We start from the raw sequence: 16,937 nt of genomic DNA on the forward strand, positions 1-16,937 counted from the left end.
ACTCTGCTTTCGACTTTCCCAAGCGTCGAACTGCAAAAGTTCCAACTCGCCGCGGATGATGAAGGAGTTGTGGACGACGATTGAAAGGGCACGTTGTGTTGATCCGTCATCCGATGCGGCGTCAATCATCAGAGACGGCATCGTCGAAGTGCGCGGCACCTTTGTCGATCGTGTTTTTCAATTGCGAGTTTGTAAGCACTCCATCCCATACCGCCACGTCGTCGATTTCGCCTAGCCAATCGCCTCCATCGCTTACCGACAAAGCGCGATCAGGCCGCCTCCCGATGGTGAAATTCTTCATCGCGATTTGCGAGGTCGCCGAGACATCCTCGCCTACCAGGACGCCGTCGACGTAAAGCTTCAGTCCGTCCGCTTCACTGACAGTCATGGCCACGTGCGTCCAATCTCCGATCGTGATGGTACCGGGGATTGACGCGACCTCCGCGATGACAGCGCCGCCTGGCAACACCGTCGCCGACACCGAGCGGTCAGGTTCGACTCGGATGAACGCGCCCGCTTGATTCGACTTCTGAGTTCCCGCGATATAGGACTTGTCCGAAGATTGGCTTTTTAATCGCACCCAAGCCGCGATCGAAAAGTCGGTTTTAGGCAACGGATTCTCGCTCGTTGAAATGAAGCCTCGCTCGGACTCGAAGGTTGCCGCCCGCCCTATTTTTCCTGGGATAAAACGAACAATTCCGCCTACCAGCCCATCTCGGGAACCGACCGAATCGTCGGCATTGCCGTCGAGTTTCCAGTGTCCAATCAAATTCGCGGGAGGTCCCGTCACCACGACGTGTTCACGCCGCTTAGGCCGATGCCTAACCGTGAACGTCATGTCACCCTGCACCGTTTCGTCCAGGATCAACCGATCACCAACGCGGGTCGCATTCATCACCTGACCATGAGATTCAACCACTCGTGCCACCTCGGATGCGGGTAATTCGATCTTAGCGGTCATCCCCGGAGGCAACGCCACGGACAATTCCAACAACTCGCCTTCTAGGGTCCAGTCGATTTCGATCGGTCCGCGTGGTGTCGGCACTTTGCCCTTGGCGTACTTCAATCCGCCGATACAGGGTCGAATGCGGGCAACTTCCCATCCCGGCGTCAGGGCTTCGGCACCAAGAATATATCGCGGCAATAGGTTGGCGGGCGCGGCTCCCCAGGCGTGATTCCAATCCTGGTTGGGTTTGTAGTTCTGATCCCATGCTTCCCAGGTGATCGTGGTTCCCGCTCGTACCATGTTTCGCCAACTCCGTCGATGCGGAGCCGTTATCATAGCAACCGCGAAATCATCAGCGCCGTTTTTAAACATCGCTTCCATCAAATATTGTGCTGCATAAACGGAACACCTCATCCCGCGATTTCCCAGCCATTGGGCAATCTTCTCTCGACTGGATTCTGGGGCCAGTCCGAAAGCGAGCGGAAACAAATTCGCGTGAACAGACTGATGCTCCGTCCCGACACCATCGCGATAACGTCCTGACTCGGCGTCGAAGAGTTGCCGCTGAAATTCCCCATAGCTCCGTTTCCCGTGCGCAGTGAAACTCTCCACGTCATCATTGATACCGAGGCCGCGAGCCATTTGAATCATCAACGCAATCGCTCTCAGGTGAAACGCATTGACGACCGTATTGATTTCTTTGAACTCATAACGATCCCGTTCACCTGCTGGCCAATCAACGATGTCAGTTCGCTTGATCTGCTGGGCATCGCTATGGATCAATCCATCGGGACCGAGTCGATCGAGCAGCAGTTTCGACTTCACTGACTCGTACCGTTCGGCTAACCACTCGACGTCGCCTGTTCGCATCCAGTCCGCATGCAACATAAACACCATGTGCGGCGTCCATTCCGTCGGCCACGTGCCATGCTTCATCAGATGGTCGAACGTATCTCGGGCCATCTGAACATCGTGGTCGCAATAGTAGTGACTAAGTTGATTCAAATAGGCATCGGCTTCGTATGGAATGCGTTCGCGATCACCGTCGATGTAGACACCGGCAAACGTGGTGGCTTTAATCGAGTAGCGACACAGTTCCCAGATCTGATTGAGCATCTGATCAGACGAATCAAATGCAGCAGCATTGTCATCCCACGTTGCCGCATACGCCGCTTGCCGCGTCACGTGCTCCGGACGCAGTTCTCCATCCCAGCCTTCGATCTCGAGCCAACGAAACGGCGCAACAACACCCCACTCCGCCGGCGTCAAAATCGCGCCACGCTTCTGCTGGGTATTACGCCCGTCAGGCTTGGGCGCCGCAATCACCGGGGCATCACCATCAACGGTAACGCTCGTTTTCATGTATCGAACGGTCCCAGGCGGATTGCGATCGATGCGTCCTTCCGCAAACGCTTCGCCAAAATGAACGACAACCTCACCGCTTACGCCCGCCGGAGGATTCAGCCGAACATTTCCAAACGCAACGCGACCAAAATCGACAAGGTAAACACCTGATTCCGTCTGCAAGATATTGACCGGACGCTCATCGACGAGATGCACCGGCGCGGCCGATGACCAAGGCATCGTGACCAACCATGAGAGAATCGTGGCTACGCTAGCAAGTGGGATTCGCATGTGACTCGGTGTTCCTTGATATTCGCCGCGGGGCATGGGCTTCGCCGCGGGGCATGGGCTTCGCCGCGGGGCAATGGGCTTCGCCGCGGGGCAATGGGCTTCGCATCAGAGCGTTGCATACGGGTGACCGACATCCGATCCATCGATCGCGACATTTTAACGATTTCCGGACCGCCGCTTGCATCACTCATTCAGTTGCTATCGACGGCGTTTCGACGACGATCGGCTACCCTTGACAACAACTTTCAAACTGTTCGAGCGTTGCAAGCAATGGCGTGCCCGTCCTAATGTAGCTGGACGTCACCAGAATTCCGTCCCCCGATGTCTGGCGACATCAGCTATCCCTTTTTTAGCAAGTGCGTTAGTTAGACGCTTCCGTTGCATCGCTCGGCACTTCGGTGATCGTCTCGTCCAAATCCAAGTTGGTATTGTTGGCGTCGGGGTTGTCGCTGAGATATTGACCAATTTCGTCACTATTGGTGACGACACCGGGATCGCTACTATCACAACCTACGAACGCGAGCGAACCCGCTACCAGAAACATCAATACGAAATTGCGAACCATGTCTAAATTCCATTACTACGATCAAACTTGAAACGAAAGAGCCGGGCGCACGTGCACCCGGCCTGAGAAAGACGAACCGCGTTGGCCTCAGAATTCTTCTTCGATGACCTCTTTGCCCGCTCGCGTTCCCAAGGCTCCCCAAAGACCGAACGGGCTTGCTGAACCGGGAGGGAGGTTGTTGCTCGGGTCATCGCCCACGTGTCGGCTGGACTGGTTACCCGCCTCGATGGAATCCGTAATGAACTTGACTGCTCCGTCTCCCATCAATATATGACAACCACCTTGATGGCGACTTCCTGCGGGATACAGACCGTCCGACAATTCGTTTTCATTCCCGTTCGAATCAACGCAGAGATTGCTGTTTGGCGGTGTGACGATGGTCAGGTATCCGTAGACACCGCGTCCCATTGCCCACTTGTAACCGCGTCCGGCTTCTTGGGAACCACCGAGGGCGATGCTGGTAAAGTTGGCACCCGACTTCCAAAATTGCGGACGTAGTGGATCGATGTCACCGTCGCATGCTTGGTTTCCACCTTCGTTTCGCGAAACAACAACACTCGTGCTGCCCGACACGAGACGGGTACGCGTGTCATTGTCGCCAAGGTCCGTCACGATTTCGCCCCCACAAATTGTGTTGGCCAAACCATCGAGGATGTCGCGGAACCTCATCACGTGACGTGAACGAAAGAACCCGCGATTCGAAACACGTGAACGCTGACGATACGTCGCCACTTGCCAACCCGACCCGGACTCATTTCCGCGATCGTCGATGTTACTGAGCAGTAACGCCGTGGCATCGCCGAGACTCGCGGCATAGTTCGTGCGGCCTTGTGCGGGCAGACCGCGTCCTGGATCACTCGGGCATCGCAAGCCGGGCACTTCAGTCAACCAGGGTGTATACGGATCGGTCGTACCGTGGCTAGCGATCGTAAAGCGAGGCTCGCTCCCCATCGGAGGATGGACCACGGTGCCGCCGGGCGCAATGTAGGGGTTGCTGATTTGCTCCCACAACGCTTGCTGCTCCATAAACGGGGTTAACCCGACCAACCAGCTCAACTCGAGCACGTTGTCTGGAAGAGGCTTGGCCGCCCCGACCTTTTGGTTCGTGCCACCGTTTTGCATCGGCAACTGATTGTAGGCGGAGTGATAGTTGTGGACAGCCAGACCAATTTGTTTGAAATTGTTGCTACAGCTCATCCGACGTGCCGCCTCACGAGCGGCCTGAACTGCCGGCAAGAGCAAGCCGACCAAGACGCCAATGATTGCGATCACGACCAGCAATTCGACGAGAGTAAACGCGGGACGAAGAACAGAACGCTTCATGGTAAAGATTCCCAAACGAGGAGAGAGTATTGGTGAAATGACACCAACAGAAAGAAATTGGTTCCAGACCGGTCTCGAGTACGAAGAATGGTTTTCGGTGGGCACTTACTTTTCCTTTGTTGCTGAAAGCTCGCTGAATCGTCCGGCACCGAGACGCATGACCAACTCCAATTCGCTGGCCGTCAGTGCGCCATCCCATACCGCCACATCGTCGATCTTGCCGCTCCAATAACAATTTGAACCGCCGATTTGCACCGGATCAGGCCGCCGCGCGATGGTGAAGTTGCCGGCCTCGACATGCGATTTTCCTGCGTCGCTGGAGCCGACGAGCCCGCCATTGAAATACAGCTTTAACCCGTTCACTCTGCTGACGGTCATCGCAACATGGGCCCATTGTCCGATTACACACTGGCGCGCCGATGAGGCCGCTTCGATGATCACGTTGTCATTCGGGAGCACCGTCGCCATCAAAGAAAGATTTGGTTCCACACGTAAAAACGCGCCCGCCACGGACGACTTCTGAGTGCCCGCGATGTAGGCTTCCGTTGTCGATATTTCGTCCATCGATACCCATGCCGCCAAAGTAAAGTCCGTGCGTGGCAACGGGTCGGCTCCCATCACGATGAAGTCACCGTCACCATCAAATGCTGCGGCTTGCCCCAATCGTCCGGGCGAAAACGCAACGTCGCCACTCACTTTCCCGTGTTGCACTCCAACGGAATCTTTCGCGTTCCCATCAAACTTCCAGTGCGCCACCAACTCGGCCGCGGACAACGAGACCGAGGTTTGATCACGCGGCCTCGATTGCCACAAACTTCTTATCGATAACGCGTGTGAGTGATTGTCTGGATCGTGCAGCGAAACGACTCCGACCTCTCCATCCATCGTCGCTGCCTGATTAGCCGTTAACCGAATCGGGTCCGCAGGCCGGTCCTCGATCGACTCAGACGACAGAAGCTCCACGACGCCCGACAAGACGACGACATTGAGTTCGCCACTGGGTTGCACTTCAACACCAAAACGCGTTCCCAAATCAACAACCCGCGACTTCTCGGTACGAATCGTAAAACCCTTCGACTCGGGCGTTTCGCAATGAGCGACTAGTTTGCCAACCTTCAGATATCCCGAGTTAACGCTGCCCGGTTGGCTGCCAACCCAAAACTCTACCGGGCCCTGCAACACGACCTCAGCCCCCGAGTTGTATCGAAGCTCCGCGACGCCACTTTTGAGGACCAACTTCTGCCCCGCATTGATCCCAGTATTAATCTGCGGCGAAAACCCATCCCAATCCGGCAGATCTACACCCACCAAACGCGCGATCGGACCAGGCGTCGCACTCACGACACCATCGCGATGCGAATTATTTGGAGGCGAGAAACGAGTTCCCCAGTATCCAACACACACACACAACAAGACCGCCGCCGCAAAGTAGGCGAGACGCAACGGATGACCGTGCCAATCAAAGACGCTCCATGCGGCTCTCGGCAACGAAACAGGATGAGGTGACTCACTCTCGGCTAACGCTTCATTTGGTTGCAGACCGCCCCCGGCCCAAGTCCGAATGTTCGTCGCATCCCAGAGGCAGGCCTGGTAAAATTGATTGATGCCCGGACTGCTCGCAACGAGCCGGCTCAACTCCTCCGATTCTTCCTGTGTCAACTCATCATGCAGAGAGCCTTCAACGAGTCGGATGATTTCTTCTTGTAGCTTCTGGGGCAGAGGATCATTCACTGGAAGTCTCCGCCATTGCGAGTCCGTCGACGCACCTCACCAAGGACAACCGAAGTCGCCGAACCGTCTGCCTCACGCTATCAAAGCTGCGACCGACATCGGCAGCGATATCACGGCGGTCCTCCAATCCCGAATAATATCGCTTCAACAACTCGCGATGACCGGCACTGAGTTTCTGCAAACAGATCAATAAGTTTCGCTGTCGAACCTCAACCTCGTCGATGTTCTGCGTGAACTGCTCGGCGACTGCCTCCAAAAATTCATTCGTCATGCGTGAGCCTTCACGCTCGGACTTTTTTCGGTGAGCGAGGACCAGATAATGTGCGATCGTTCGCGCCCATGCACCAAAATCTCGAGACGAATCGTACTGCTCAAACTGCTGCCAGAGGCGGATACGGGTCTGCTGCGCGATATCGTCCGCGTCGGACCAACGAGGCACCAATGACAAAATGTAGGCATACAAACGCCGCTCCTCATCGCCGAGCAAGCGTATGAATTCCAATGTGCGATCGCTTTCAGCGGCACTAGGGCTGTCCTCGATCTCCACCATTCGTTCTCCCGTATCCGAGTAACCCGTAGATTTGCAATCTAAGAGTAATAAGCCCGAAAATGAGTTCTGTGACGCGAAACTTTCACCAAATCTTCTTTTTTTGGAGAATCTTCCTCTGAAAGGCTCCGCAGCCTCCACCAATCGAGCGGCAAATAGAAGAGTGCGCGAGATCATTGGCGCGAACGCTGGCGGCGTATCGCCCATCTCGGTCTAGAACTGGATCCGCATCCACGCACCAAACGGGAGCAGGCGACAGTACCGATCACTCGCAGCCCAGCCCCGAATCTCGTACGAGTCACCTCAGAGCTTCGCAGTCGCGAATTTGACAGCAAGACCGACAACGACAGCACCTGCGATTCGGTTCAGAATCTGTCGACCGCGTAGAGATTTGGTGAACCATGCGTTCATCTTGCTCGGCAAGGCAGCAACGCCCGCGGGTGAAAAAATGGTGTTAAGCTCTTACCTCTGCGGCGGGACTTGTTTCTTGGGCCTTCCGCGGGGGCGGATGGTGGATTCGAAGTCGAGGAGACGTGCAATCGGTTCTACCCAAGTTGTTTGTCCGAGGGGACTGCCTCTCACGAATCGACCATCGGATTTGATCGAATTCCTTGTCGTCGAGCGACTCGTTGACTCGCCTGATCCAATTCGACGAACGGGGGATCGGCCATGGTGCCAGTAGCTTTTGCTGTGGTTCGCGGTCTCGGGACCAGCGATAGAGCGATCCCCATCGCCAATCCTCTGCCTTTTCCACAGAGCCTTGCTCGTTTCGCATTTCGTTCAACGTAACGGCACAGGTCAAGGAAGTGATCGTCATCCTGAACAGGAAAGCTCTTGAATCGCCCTTGGTACACATAGCCTTCTCCCTCAGTGTGATAGTGGGCGTGGTAGCGCATCGTGTGCGTTAGCGTGCTCCATCGCAGGAAATGGCTCATCCCTCCGTTCTCGCTTGGCTGCAGCACCAGGTGCAAATGATTTGGCATCAACTGGTAGGCAAGGATTTGGCAGGGATTGAGAGCTGCAGTCCTTCGGACAAAATGTTTTCGAACGCTTCGTAGTCGGCTTCCTTGTGAAAGATGGTCGAACGCCCATTTCCCCGATTCAGGGCTTGGTAGAGCGCATCTTTCTCGTCCGCACGTTTGGGCCTAGGCATATCAACAACCTAATATTCTCCTCGCGGCCGTAAAAGAGTGCTGACATTTGGTATGTCCCCTAGATGAAATAAATCAATCAAGAGGGCCATCTAGATGCTTCATTGGAAGTATTCACTTCCCTTCCAAATGGAGCCACTCAGATGGCCACAAGAACAAGCGTCCGAAACTGCAATTGCGTTACCAAACGTTTCTTCGGAAAGCCAAACGGACACGTTCAAGAACGGGGGCAAGTTTGGGGACGCAGCACTTTGGCATTGTAGCGGTTGATTGTGCCAAGTGGCGAAGCAAGTGGATGCTCTGCGACTTCTTCGGACGCGTTCTGCTCGAGCCGACTAGCGTGGAGCATCGGCGCGGTGACTTCGCCGCCATGATTGTGGCGATCAATGACGCCTGCGATGCCGAAGGGATCACCGATCGCATTGTTGCGGTCGAGATGACCGGCATCTATCACAAGCCGATTCAAGCGGCCTTTCGGGAGGCCGGCTTTGACACCCGCATCGTTCACCCCTTCGCATCGAGCCACTACCGCAAACCGCTCTATCCCGCCGCCAAGACCGGCGACAACGACCTGGAAGCCATCGTTCATGCCGCTGTCGCCGGGTACGGATAGGCATCGTTGCTGGGCGGGGGAGTCTATCAGCACCTCCAACACTCTCGCGACATCGACTCAACCTCGTCAAGCCACAAACGCGACTGACGGTTCAGATCCGCAGACTGATGCATCAAGTCATGCCCGGTTACGTCGACCTTTAGGAAGACGACAAGCTGTATCACAAGTCTGTTGCCATGCCGATTGGGCTGGGCTTCGCATCAAGCCAAGCGATTTGAACAAGCCGACACCGAGGATTACTATATGGTGGGTGGCACCATACAGATTATAGAGCTGACACGAAGCGTGTCTGAGAAGCCCGATTTCGCTGTCATTTGCAACGTGCCGCATGTCTTCGCCGTGATCGACTAGGCCACGTATTTCTTTTCCGCAGCCTGAACGCTCACGTCCGAAAGCAGGGCCCGTTCGTCATTATAGACGGCGACGCGATCGGCCCCCATGCGTTCGAAGTCAAGGTAGGTGCCGTGGACCATCTCGGCCCCGTAGCGATGCAAGATGAACAGCGTGCCGGGGAAGAACGCGTTCATGTACGCCGAACCGCCTTGCACCGAAATTCGCAAGCTGGATTGGGCGATCAAACAAAGCTGGAATTCGTTAAACGATATTTCGCTGTAGTCTTGGTAAAGATCCTCGACCATCACGACACCCAAATCACGCAGCAAGTCTTTCTCGTTCAATTCACCGAGCGGCATGTTGTCTACGACGATGTTTTTGGTCGGCCGAAAGTAGACGATTTGAAAACGGTCGCCAAACTGTTTCGCGATCTGTTGCAGAAAACTAACAGACAAAAAGTTGATTGGCGGGTGATTCCATTCAGTGTTGTATTTGTTGAATATCAACAACAGGGGTTTTTGGAATGGGAAATCAATTTGTGCGTGATATCGAGCGTGAAAGTTCGGCGGCGACCAACGCCAAAACTCTGGACGCCCGTGTGGTTTTTGGTTTAGCGATTCGTAACGTTTGACCCATCGTCGTTGCTGGTAGGTTTCTTCGTGGTTAGGTGAGAACCAATAGAAACAACGTGTGCCCGCGCAGCTGACGGTCTTTTCTAAACAACCCAATTGGGCTAAGAAATTCGCGTAGGGAACGTGATAGAACATTTCGAAACCGAATTCGCAGGCCTGCGAATCGATGATTGTGCTAGGAATGTCACCCAGTGGACGCACGTTGGGTTTGCCTCGCAAACGGTTCCACACGCGATGCAAATGGTTGCTTGTTGACAGTTCGGGACATGGATCCAGCGATCCGAATTCATCCGGTGATTGCATACGATTCATGCTCGGTGTCGTATTGGGGATGGAGTAGAAACGGGTTCTGATTTGGGATTTAGAGGCACGATATTGGTGCCCTCTGATACGTTGTCGCAATTGACAACTCGCATCGCCGAAGCGACGACTTGGTACTTGTCGTGGTAACGATAGCTCGAAAACCAGCCACTGAATTTAGTGATCCCGCTGCATCTGGGCATATCGGTTCTGCGGATGTTCGTTGTGATCGTTTTTGACCGGATAGTACATTTCGTCGCTCACGCGAAAGTCGGCCGGGTATTGTTCGGCGATGACGGTGTGTGACGTTTGGACGGGATCGTGGTGTTTGTGTTCAACACATCGTGTGAATGGTGAGCTCCAGAGCGTTTGGTTTCCGCGACCTATTGGGGCCTAACTAACGGTTTCTGACCGCGCATGTCAAGTGAAACCTGGGTGCACATTGTGCAAATTAACGAAGTCGGAAGCCTTGCCGCTACTGAAACACGTCCCCCTCGCTCAGGTATTCCGATCAAGTGTGTTTTTGGGAGGCGGATGCACTGCGCCAGGCGTACGTCTATTGACCAAATTGCGTGACTTTTTCGCAACCACCGAAAACGGTGGAGCTTTCTGAGGGCCGCATGAAACCGTCGGCAGATCCACTCATTGTTTTTACGAAAAACGGAAGGATGGCCATTGGGCTACCCGCTTCCCACGCACCCTTACGTCGTGCCGGTCGTGAAACACTAAAGCGATAGTCTCCGGTACGTTTTTGATGCTCGGCTTTCACTGACACGAGGCACTTTCTCATGAATGTGAATTGACGCACTTCTCTGTGAGCGGCACCGCCAGATAGCCGGTTGTTGATTTAGTGTATTTGCAAACTTGTGGAGTAATAGACTGGCCATACGGTGGTAATGCGCTAAATTTGGTGGCGGAGGTTCCACACATGAGTCAACGACGACGCAAAGCGAATTAACCAAGCGTTTCGACAAATCGGCTTTCCTGTACGACGAAGAGGCGGACTGTTACGACTGTCCGGCAGGCCAACGGCTGACTCACCGCACGACCGAGAACACCACTTTACGTGGCGGCATGCCTGCGCAACGAAAGATTTACACATGCGATCGCTGCGCTGACTGTCCACTGGCGGCTCGTTGCCGCAGAAACCGCAAGGCCAAACGTGGTCGGGAAGTGATGCATGATGAACAAGAAAGCGCCCGTCGTCGCCATCGCATGCGGATGAAGAACGACGAAGCTCAAACGGCGTACTGGCGTCGCCAACACATCAGTGAAACTCCGCTCGCGGTGATGAAGGCCATGTTCGACATGCGTCGCCTCTCGCTTCGTCGCCTCTCGCTTCGTGGGATCGAGCGTGTTGGTCAGCAATGGCGCGGGGCCCCGCCGGTCTTCAACCTAAAGAAATCAATGAATGTCTGGGCGGAGCTGCGCTGCAAGACAAGCGAAACCCCGATCAGTGCCAGGAACTAGGTAGAATAGGCGAAAGCCTGCATGATCTGAGAGCATGTTGACCGAGTTAGCCTTGGCCACTCGCGATCCTCCAGATCAAAATCAAATCAAACCAACTCGATCGGACATTGGGTCATCATCCACGTCGGATATGTCAACAGCCCGTTAGCCGCCGGTGACCCCGGTAATCCCTGCTTTCCGCTCACATAACAGTGCGTCAATTCACATTTACGAGACAAGCTAGTACGCGTTTGCAGCATAGAATGGGGATTCACGACGTATAGGAAGTCACAGTGACTTCCCGATGTTGTACCCCTTGGACTATAGCTAAGAAGAACCACGAGGATAAATGGACTCTGTTATGAAATCAATTCGCATTTTTGCCATCCTGATCGTTTGCGTGGTTTCGTCGGTTGCCTTCGGTGCGAGGCAGCCAAATATCGTGTTGTTGTTTTCAGATGATGCGGGCTATGCGGATTTCGGATTTAACGGTAGCCACCATTTTAAGACACCAAGGCTCGATCAACTCGCCGCATCCGGAGTGAAGCTGAATCAGTTCTATATGTCAGCGGCAGTATGCGGGCCGTCGCGGGCGGGGCTGTTGACAGGCATGTACCAACAGCGATTCGGTTTTGAAGAAAACAATGTACCGGGTTATATGAGTCACAGCGCAGCGACCGGTGACGACATGGGGTTGCCGGTTGAAATTCCGACTCTTGGGAATCATCTCCAGAATCTCGGATATCGAACAGGAATCTTCGGCAAGTGGCATCAAGGCAATGCCGATCGCTACCATCCGACCAAGCGAGGCTTCGACGAGTTTGTAGGCTTCCGCGGAGGCGCACGGAGTTATTTTGACTATGATCCCGCCGACCCAAAGGTTGCCAAAAGCGATTTGCTGGAGTTCGGCTTCGGCGAGTATCGTGAGCCAGGGACATATATGACGGATTTTTTGGCCGAACAAGCCTGTGCGTTTATTGAGCGGAATAGGGCACGGCCATTCTTTGCTTACGTTGCGTTCAACGCTGTGCATACGCCAATGAATCCGGATCCAAAAGATGCCGCGTTGTTTCCGGAATTGGAAGGGAAGCGACGCCAGATGTCCCAGATGACTCTTTCGCTAGACCGAGCAGTAGGGCGGATCGTGGATCAGTTGAACAAGCTAGGATTGGCGGACAATACCCTGATCGTTTTTACTAATGATAACGGCGGGCCAACCGACGCGAGTTCGGCAAGCAATTGGCCGCTAAGCGGGTGCAAAGCCACGCATCTTGAGGGTGGAATCCGCGTGCCAGGCATTGTTGTTTGGCCGGGCAAATTAGCGGCCGACGCGGCTTATGACAAACCACTCAGTTCGCTGGATTTGCTGCCAACGTTCGTGGAAGCGGGCGGCGGCGATGCCTCTGCAATTCAGGGTTTGGATGGCGTCGACATGTTGCCTTATCTGACCGGAGAGAAGGCCGGACGCCCTCACCAAACGTTGTATTGGAAAAAAGAAAACCGAGGTACGATCCGAGACGGCGATTGGAAAATGATGAGGTTCCCTGATCGTCCGGCGGAACTCTACCACATCGAGAACGATCCATCAGAACAACACAACTTAGCTACAAAGAACCCGCGGCTAGTGCGTGAGCTCTACAAAAAGCTGTTCGCTTGGGAATGTACCCTCGAGCGCCCGTTGTTCATGATGAAAAGGTTGTACGAAGAAAAGGCTGCTGTGCGGTTCGATCAATACCGACAGCAATATCCGTGATGCTAACGGCTACTTCCACCGAGAGGGCGCCGCGTCGCGAACGCCCCTGTTCTCGGCTATCTCGGCCTTTGATACTTTCTTGCTCGCACGTTGCCGCTGGCAAAATATCGGTACGGCACGATTGGACAACTCCGCGAATCAAAACGTGATCACGGCATCGGCTGCGAAGGTGAGTTGATCGTTCTGATCACCCGAGTCGAATGGAAGTCCTTTGGGACCGAGCGGGCCGTCTTGGTCAAAGTAATCCCAACGTACTTCTGGACGAATGCGGAGGTTGGGATGAGGCGTATACGTCAGGCCATACGTGAGCGCGAAAAAGTCACCGACGTAACCAAAACCATCGTTGGCGTCGATGGAAAGGGCTGGGTAATTGCCGGGGCCTGCGATCTTCATTCCATCGTCATCACGGAGGATCTCGATACGCAGATTCGAAGCCCAACGAGGATTGATTGTGTAGAGAAAATATTGATTTAGTCCGTACCATTCGGCTTCGTCGCCAGCGTTGATCGGCGTGTTTTCCTCGATTCCCAAGTTATGGACGGCGACGTAACGCAACTTCTCTGTTAGCTGATGTTGTAGGACGAGGCTATAGACGAAGCGGTCTTGGTCACCGGGGATTTTGTTCCAATCAGGAGCCAAGCCGGGATCCTGTGGCCCGTAGTTGCAAGCCCACGCTAACGAGGTTTTCTTGTCAAGGCTATTCCACTTAACGCCACCCATGAAGTCCCATTGATCGTTCAAGTCTTCGAACATGAACCAACCACGGTGAGTGCCGGCTTGAACGGACCATTGGTCACTAATCTTATAGTCTGCCAAAACGCCAGTTACTAATTGTGGAACGGTGTACGCGTAAGAGTAAGAGTGGGAATAGAATGGGTTGGCTACGGCAGGTACGGCTTCGTAATCAAGAATCGCTGCCATATGACCAAACTTGATCGAAAGAGCATTGTAGGCAACTTCGAGGTAGGCCTGAGGAATTACAAGCCCGTAATTTTGGTCGGCTCCATTGATTCGATCTTCGAGTCCATGGTTGACACCAAAACGGAAATCGGAGCCATAGATCGCGTCAAGATGGCCACCCCAAGCCCAACCGCTGCCGCCGTTGTCCGCGGGTCGATGAAGCCACAGCCAAAATTGATTCAACTGATATTGATCATCCCAGTCATTGGTCCCCAAAGGACCGTTGAATCCATCGGCCGGGTTGCTGGCGTTGGCAGTAAATCCCTGCTGTAGCCAACCGCCCATTTTGAACCCCGCATTCTGGAAAATGGAGGGTTGTGGCATGCTCCAGGACTCGTTGCTTGCGGGTTTTCCTTTGCAGCACAAACCGTCACAGGTCACTCCCATCGCGTCACAGGCGCCAAGCTGGTCGTATGCGTCGCATCCGCAGTCGGCGGTTGGAACATCGTCGCAAATTGAATTGCAGACATCTTCTGCTCTCACCGTAGGCCCCCACAGTAGGGTCGCGGCAACGAGACCTAGAGAGACGCCTTTAAGCATGTGTGTAGCAATTTTCATCTTTTTGTACGCTTTGAAATGGCAGAAATCGATCGATCGCTGCTTGATGGATGGCCAATGAATCCCGATCCGTTGTAAAGCCTTTAAGGGTAATGCCAGCTTGGCGAACTTGGATCGTTATTTGGCTTATTCGGTATGGGGCAGTGACGCTCTAGAGAATTCCGTGAACCGGATAGCGACAAAAGAAGCTTCGACCAGAGGAGGTAGCAACCACGAAGAGTTTAACGGCTGGTCGCGTTATTCGGATTGCAGATGATCACACACACGCACGGGAGCCATTCGGGTGTGGCCAATATTTGCAGGAGTTGCCAGGGCCCGGCGGTTTCTCGATCTGCATATCTCCAAACATTTCGCGACCGGCGCGGGTTTGCCCGCGGCCAAGTGCCGCGGCCAAGTGCCGCGGGGTGCGCGAATGACCGGGAAGGGAAATCGAATTCGTGGGAAATTGTGCGACGGGATTTCACAAATATTCGGCGGTCGATTTGACGAATGTGGCAGACTCGTTTTGGTTCTGCTCAGCTGCAATTTCGGTCGTCACCGATTGCCGCTCTCAGCGTACTGCCGATTCCCTGGGACACCGTTACATGCCCAATGCCGTTACATGCCCAATGCCGTTACATGCCCAATGCCGTTACATGCCCAATGCCGTTACATGCCCAGAGGCACGTTCACGAACAGCATGACGGCCTCAGGAAGTTTTTGCCAAGCATCGTGTTAGTCGTCGTCTTTGCGCTGCTCGGTCAATTTTTCGTTTTCTAAATCGGTCGCAGCGATTTCGGCCAATACCTGCTCTTTTGTCTTAACCTCTTTAGGTTGATTTACCGTGACCTCATTTGATTTTTCACATCCGGTTGTCATCGTTGCCAAACCAACGAACGCAGTAACGAGAAGTAGACTCAAATATTTCATGGGATCACATTTTTCCAAAGCAAGGTGTATGAGACAAAGTTCAGATCATCTTCAACTCCTAGCGAGCACGGCGGTTTGCAGCGTGCTCGCGTCATGGTTCAGACGATCGACAAAAAGAAGGCTTCCATCGATACTAAAATTCCGTATCGATCGTTTCTTTAGCGGCTCGGCTGCCAAGGGAACCCCACAATCCATAGGGACTTTTCGATCCCGCCCTCGGTCCGCCCGTAACTGCAACCGGTCGTGAATTAAGATTACCGGTATCGATGCTGGCAGTCACAAACTTAACCGCGCCATCCATCAACAAGATGTGGCATCCGCCCGTGTGGCGACTTGCCATCGTGAAAATGCCTCCGTTGCCATTTGGATTTGGTCCGCGCTGATAGCTTGGCCCATTCGGTGGAAATACGGTGGTCACACCCGTAAAGATGGCGTCGCCTGACACCCAACTATTGCCTCGTGTTCGTCCGGAATCTGCATCAAAGGTCAAGTCTGTTGAATCGGCGTAATACTGCGGTCGCAACGGATCAATGAATCGTTCCCAACCGTCCACTTTAGGGTTGTTCCGAGCTGCGGTGTTTCCATGTCCCCGGTAAGCGACATCGGCAATGATCTCTCGCGATCCTTGTGATTTAACGATCTCTCCCATACCAATCGTATTGCTCAAACCATCTAGAATATCTCGGAAACGCGTATTGTGTCTCGCCATGAATACTCCGCGATGTTGACCTCGATTGGAGCCGTTGTTGTTGTAGTTGTTGATATTCCAAAAACTATCCCCCATCGAAAAGCCGTAATTTGTTTTGCCTTGTGGCGTGATCAGAGCGGCTGCTGGATCACTTGGGCAAAGCAACGTTGGAATCTGTGTGTTGAAGGGCTGGTATTGATCGATCCAATGGGGCGGCCCCATCGGAGGATAGGTGATGGTGCTGGCTTCGTGGTACCAGGGATTAGAGATCTGCTCCCAGACGGCTTGCTGTTCCATAAATGGGGTAAGCCCAGGAAACGCACTTTGTCGATTCTTGTTTGTTAATCCTGGTCCGCCAGTGCCGCCAAGTTGTCTCGGAAGATTGTCGTGGGCGGAGTGGTAATTGTGAATCGCTAACCCAATCTGTTTAAAGTTGTTGCTGCAACTCATCCTGCGCGCTGCTTCACGTGCTGCTTGAACCGCAGGTAGAAGTAACCCGACTAGGACACCAATGATTGCGATTACAACCAAAAGCTCCACGAGCGTAAACGCATGGCGATCTCTCTGACCTTTCATCGTGAAATACTCCGGCGCATGGTAATGAATCAAAAAAGAACCTTGAATTTATTATTGACAATTTGACAAACCGATGCCGGTTAATTACGAGAAAACGAACAAGATATTTGCTGATTCACTGAAACTCTTCTCGAAGCGAAGGCATCTTGCCGGTTCTGTACAGTTTTCGCTACAAGTCGAAAGCAGACCTCGCCACGTTAATATTGAACGGAAATCGCAGTAGCCCTTTGGCAAGTAAACTTGGAGTGCAAACTGTAACAAGAGTTTG

15 protein-coding genes are annotated in these 16,937 nt (G+C 53.7%); 3 read left to right on the forward strand and 12 right to left on the reverse strand.

Annotation, left to right across the window (positions count from 1 at the left end; all coding sequences use genetic code 11):
* Positions 1–121: 121 nt before the first annotated feature.
* The 7 genes from CA13_RS00890 to CA13_RS34485 form a co-directional block, all read right to left on the reverse strand.
* Entirely contained in the window at positions 122–2,581 is a 2,460-nt protein-coding gene (locus tag CA13_RS00890; RefSeq protein ID WP_419193783.1) for a family 78 glycoside hydrolase catalytic domain, read from the reverse strand.
* A 361-nt stretch (positions 2,582–2,942) separates the two neighbouring features.
* Complete coding sequence (locus tag CA13_RS00895) at positions 2,943–3,146, reverse strand: hypothetical protein (protein ID WP_146393930.1); 204 nt, start codon at positions 3,144–3,146, stop codon at positions 2,943–2,945.
* A gap of 87 nt (positions 3,147–3,233) precedes the next feature.
* Positions 3,234–4,469, reverse strand: coding sequence for a DUF1559 domain-containing protein (locus CA13_RS00900; RefSeq protein ID WP_146393932.1), 1,236 nt, complete (start codon positions 4,467–4,469; stop codon positions 3,234–3,236).
* Between the two features lie 105 nt (positions 4,470–4,574).
* Entirely contained in the window at positions 4,575–6,200 is a 1,626-nt protein-coding gene (locus CA13_RS00905) for a LamG-like jellyroll fold domain-containing protein (protein ID WP_146393934.1), read from the reverse strand.
* The gene (locus CA13_RS00910) at positions 6,193–6,750 is read right to left on the reverse strand and encodes a sigma-70 family RNA polymerase sigma factor (protein ID WP_146393935.1); all 558 of its coding nucleotides are present in this window, start codon (positions 6,748–6,750) and stop codon (positions 6,193–6,195) included. Before CA13_RS00910 ends, CA13_RS00905 begins: the two co-directional genes overlap by 8 nt.
* A 575-nt stretch (positions 6,751–7,325) precedes the next feature.
* Entirely contained in the window at positions 7,326–7,733 is a 408-nt protein-coding gene (locus CA13_RS34480) for a transposase (RefSeq protein WP_419193784.1), read from the reverse strand.
* Positions 7,730–7,900, reverse strand: coding sequence for a hypothetical protein (locus CA13_RS34485; RefSeq protein WP_419193785.1), 171 nt, complete (start codon positions 7,898–7,900; stop codon positions 7,730–7,732). Before CA13_RS34485 ends, CA13_RS34480 begins: the two co-directional genes overlap by 4 nt.
* A 233-nt stretch (positions 7,901–8,133) precedes the next feature.
* Between CA13_RS34485 and CA13_RS00925 the strand changes: the two genes are divergently transcribed.
* A complete protein-coding gene (locus tag CA13_RS00925) occupies positions 8,134–8,511 on the forward strand; it encodes an IS110 family transposase (RefSeq protein WP_419195073.1) in 378 nt (125 codons plus the stop codon).
* A 347-nt stretch (positions 8,512–8,858) separates the two neighbouring features.
* Here the strand turns inward: CA13_RS00925 and CA13_RS00930 are convergent, their stop codons facing one another.
* Both CA13_RS00930 and CA13_RS00935 read right to left on the reverse strand, forming a co-directional pair.
* Complete coding sequence (locus CA13_RS00930) at positions 8,859–9,788, reverse strand: hypothetical protein (RefSeq protein ID WP_146393940.1); 930 nt, start codon at positions 9,786–9,788, stop codon at positions 8,859–8,861.
* A gap of 165 nt (positions 9,789–9,953) precedes the next feature.
* A complete protein-coding gene (locus CA13_RS00935; protein WP_146403280.1) occupies positions 9,954–10,163 on the reverse strand; it encodes a UDP-galactopyranose mutase in 210 nt (69 codons plus the stop codon).
* 597 nt (positions 10,164–10,760) lie between these two features.
* Here CA13_RS00935 and CA13_RS00940 point away from each other — a divergent pair.
* Positions 10,761–11,246: a transposase gene (locus CA13_RS00940; RefSeq protein WP_146393942.1), complete on the forward strand. Its 486-nt coding sequence runs from the start codon at positions 10,761–10,763 to the stop codon at positions 11,244–11,246.
* Positions 11,247–11,586: 340 nt separating this feature from the next.
* Positions 11,587–12,978: a sulfatase-like hydrolase/transferase gene (locus tag CA13_RS00945; protein WP_419193786.1), complete on the forward strand. Its 1,392-nt coding sequence runs from the start codon at positions 11,587–11,589 to the stop codon at positions 12,976–12,978.
* A 138-nt stretch (positions 12,979–13,116) separates the two neighbouring features.
* On the opposite strand, the gene CA13_RS00950 is transcribed toward CA13_RS00945, so the two are convergent.
* The 3 genes from CA13_RS00950 to CA13_RS00960 form a co-directional block, all read right to left on the reverse strand.
* Positions 13,117–14,496 carry a porin gene (locus CA13_RS00950; protein ID WP_146393946.1) on the reverse strand — a complete coding sequence of 460 codons (1,380 nt, stop codon included), beginning with the start codon at positions 14,494–14,496 and terminating at the stop codon, positions 13,117–13,119.
* 714 nt (positions 14,497–15,210) lie between these two features.
* The gene (locus tag CA13_RS00955) at positions 15,211–15,405 is read right to left on the reverse strand and encodes a hypothetical protein (RefSeq protein WP_146393948.1); all 195 of its coding nucleotides are present in this window, start codon (positions 15,403–15,405) and stop codon (positions 15,211–15,213) included.
* 133 nt (positions 15,406–15,538) lie between these two features.
* Complete coding sequence (locus CA13_RS00960) at positions 15,539–16,669, reverse strand: DUF1559 domain-containing protein (protein ID WP_146393950.1); 1,131 nt, start codon at positions 16,667–16,669, stop codon at positions 15,539–15,541.
* Positions 16,670–16,937: the final 268 nt, after the last annotated feature.

The organism is Novipirellula herctigrandis (assembly GCA_007859835.1).
GTDB classification, from domain to species: domain Bacteria; phylum Planctomycetota; class Planctomycetia; order Pirellulales; family Pirellulaceae; genus Novipirellula_A; species Novipirellula_A herctigrandis.